The organism is Methylobacterium variabile, from assembly GCF_001043975.1.
Taxonomy (GTDB): Bacteria; Pseudomonadota; Alphaproteobacteria; order Rhizobiales; family Beijerinckiaceae; genus Methylobacterium; species Methylobacterium variabile.
This window is the reverse complement of the sequence record NZ_LABY01000366.1, coordinates 1-819: the sequence shown is the minus strand read 5'-3', so window position 1 is coordinate 819 and position 819 is coordinate 1. Positions and strand designations below refer to the sequence as shown.

The 819-nt window shown below is 69.1% G+C and carries 1 protein-coding gene; it reads right to left on the bottom strand.

The window, feature by feature from the left end; translation table 11 throughout:
- Positions 1 to 732, bottom strand: a 732-nt coding sequence (locus VQ02_RS32995; protein WP_048448500.1) for an IS481 family transposase, incomplete at its 3' end; no start/stop codon positions are given.
- Positions 733 to 819: the final 87 nt, after the last annotated feature.

Here is an 819-nt window from a genome sequence, read left to right as displayed (position 1 = left end):
GGGCCGGGTGCGCTGATGGCGGATGTTCAGGCGTCGCAATGCCTTGGCGTAGCGTCTGGATTTGAAGGCGGGCCCGTTGTCGGTCATGACGCGCTCGACCCTGATGCCGTGGCGGCGGAAGAAGCGCAGGGCGTTGACGAGGAAGGCGAGGCAGGAGCCGCGCTGCTCGTCGGGGTGGATCTCGGAATAGGCCAGCCGGGAGTGGTCGTCGACGGCCAGGTGCAGGTACTCCCAGCCGATGCCGCGGCTCGAACTCTGGCCGGTGCGATCGCCGGTGATGCGGTGGCCGACGCGCGCGAAGCGACCGAGCTTCTTGATGTCGATGTGGATCAACTCGCCCGGCTGGGCGCGCTCGTAGCGGCGCACGGGCTCGGGCGGCTCAAGGTCTTTGATGCGGCTCAGGCCGTGGCGGCGCAGCACCCGGCTGACGGTGGCCGGCGAGACGGCCAGATCACGGGCGATCTGCGCGCCGGTCAGACGCTGCCGGCGCAAGGCCACGATGGCTTCCTGCGTCTGGGGCGGGGTCGGGCGGTGCAGCTTGTGAGGCCGCGAGGAGCGATCCTGCAGCCCGGCGGCCCCTTCGGCCTCGAAGCGGGCCACCCACTTGCCCACCGTCTTGGGGCACACGCCCATCGTCGCGGCCACCGCCTTCGGGCTGAGCCCGCTTTGGGCCAGCCGCACCAGTCGCTCTCGACCAGACGGCGTCAAACGCGCATTCTCGTGGATGTTCATCCGGTCGCTCCGGGATCGTTGAAGCCTCGCAACTCCAGCGTCCTCGGTTCAGACCGGATGGACAACCTCCTGAAAGCTCACAGCTAG